Annotated in this window: 3 protein-coding genes; 2 read left to right on the top strand and 1 reads right to left on the bottom strand. The window is 34.8% G+C overall.

Annotated features, from left to right (window positions below):
* Together AMDU4_RS11995 and AMDU4_RS12000 are read left to right on the top strand one after the other, a co-directional pair.
* Positions 1 to 640 (top strand): hypothetical protein (locus AMDU4_RS11995; protein ID WP_021788227.1); only part of this gene is annotated, 640 nt, incomplete at its 5' end.
* Positions 637 to 1,476: a hypothetical protein gene (locus tag AMDU4_RS12000; protein ID WP_021788228.1), complete on the top strand. Its 840-nt coding sequence runs from the start codon at positions 637 to 639 to the stop codon at positions 1,474 to 1,476. The genes AMDU4_RS11995 and AMDU4_RS12000, both read left to right, overlap by 4 nt.
* 51 nt (positions 1,477 to 1,527) lie before the next feature.
* Here the strand turns inward: AMDU4_RS12000 and AMDU4_RS12005 are convergent.
* Positions 1,528 to 2,154: thiamine pyrophosphate-dependent enzyme (locus tag AMDU4_RS12005; RefSeq protein WP_290705283.1), on the bottom strand; the 627-nt coding region annotated here is incomplete at its 5' end.

Genomic DNA, 2,154 nt, shown 5'->3' on the forward strand with positions numbered 1-2,154 from the left:
TGCTCTGCCCGTAGGCTATGCCGTTACCGCAAGTGAGGCTGCAGGGACGGCATATAATCTTATACATTGCCTGTCGACAAATCATAACAGTTCCAATGGCAATTATGCAAATAATACATTCTACATAACAGGTGGTTCATATACCTCCTCATCAAATGTGGTAAAAACTGGCCAGAATGTCTATGCTACGGGAGCATGCGGAGCTATAAAGATACCCAATTTTGATCTGGGTACAGGTGGATCCATAACAATAGGATACGCAACATATTATTCATGTGATTCAGGAGATATCCCAGACAAACAGGGAGCTTCCACATCACAGACATTAAATGCTGTTACTTCCTCGGCAATATACGGTATAACAAATTATACAAAATCATCAATTAGAGACCCAAGTGTTAACACATATGTTTACGTAAAAGATATGAACAGTGGAAGTTTCTATAAAGTTCCTATAAAAAATGGTAATTATTTATTCTTTGCAAAGCCGGATACCAAATATCAATTTTATTCATATGAGAATAATAATTTTAAGTTATTAAAAGTGTATAATAGTTCAGGAGGCTTAGTAAATGAAATAACAACAAATAATGCCGGGTACAGCACTAATGTGAATATGGCAGCGAGTGATTTTACGTGACCCTAAAATCCCATTATAAAATAATAATTTCGATTATAATTGTGATAATACTATTCCTGCCACTGATTATCTACTATTACCCATATAATAATACAGAATACAACAACAATGGTGAAAGTATTGATGTAAAATATTTCCATAATGAATATTCAATATATGCCTGCATGTTTAACTCTAATTATTCTGCAAGTTCCTATTCTCTCGGCAATCGGGAATCATACCTGAATACAACATTAACAAACCCAGCATACTATCAACTTGAAGGATGTTTAATATCCCATATAAATATAAGCATGAAAAACATCGATGCAAAGTATGTCTATATAACAACTACAGGCGACAATAATAATCAATACGTGCAGATAACAGGCACACATCTCCCAATTAACTGTAAACAAGAAGGGAATAAATGGATTAACAAATATAGTTCATTTGATAATCTCCACAGCATGGGTATAAATTTTGTTATCCCTAATTTCTACCTGCATAATGGTAATTATAATTTTACACTTACCGTATCAGCTGGCAAACTGCATAACACATTCTACATTAATACCGAGAAGGAGAGTGCAATATACGGTTCAATAATAAATAGTACTCTTTCCACAGTCAAAGTAAACACAACACTATATATTGAAAATATGAACAATTCCATAATAAACACAATAAACGTTAGAGAGGGTTATTATTATTACTTTGTACAGCCATATACAGAATATAAGCTATATTCATTGAATAGTACTAATAACACTCTTAAACTAATAGATACAATAAGCAATAAAAATATAACTTCGGGCAATAGTTATCATTATAGAATATTCAGCGGTGAATTATGACCCTAAAATTTTAGATCTTGTCAAATTTTAAAATTATATTTGTATATTTGATTATTCCACATCCATTTCCGAGAACGTTTTTATTGGGTCTACAATTGTATATCCATCCTTGTCTGATACATCCTGCAATGCAGGAGGGTACTTCAGGTAGTCTGGAACTATTCCAGAAAGTCTCTTGGTGTAACTGGGTATGGTATTGTTTTCATAGAATACTCCTATTGGTATATGATCTCCCCATTCTAAGGATTTTCTGTATCCCTTATCGAATTTTGCTTCATCCTCTTCCTGAGTATTGACAACCGGGTTCCAGTCCTTGTTATCCTCTAGTTTGTACACACGTTGCCTGTACCAATCGAGAGTATTTACATCGTTATATGTAGGGCATGGCTGAAGAACCTCTATTACTGCAGAGCCCTGGTGCTTTATTGCCCTCTGTATCATTTCAGAGAGTTGCTTTATTTCTGATGAGAATCCCCTGGCAACAAAGGAGTAACCTGAAGCCATAGCCAGTGTTATGGGATTTATTTTACCCAATATATTTGGACGCGGAAGGCTTTTTGTTTTTTCTCCAAGAGGAAGAGTGGGTGCTGCCTGTCCCTTTGTAAGCCCATAAACTGAATTATTGTATAATATTATGTTAATTCCCGAGTTTCTTCTTCCCTCTCCAACGAAATGGCC

The organism is Ferroplasma sp. Type II (assembly GCF_000496155.1).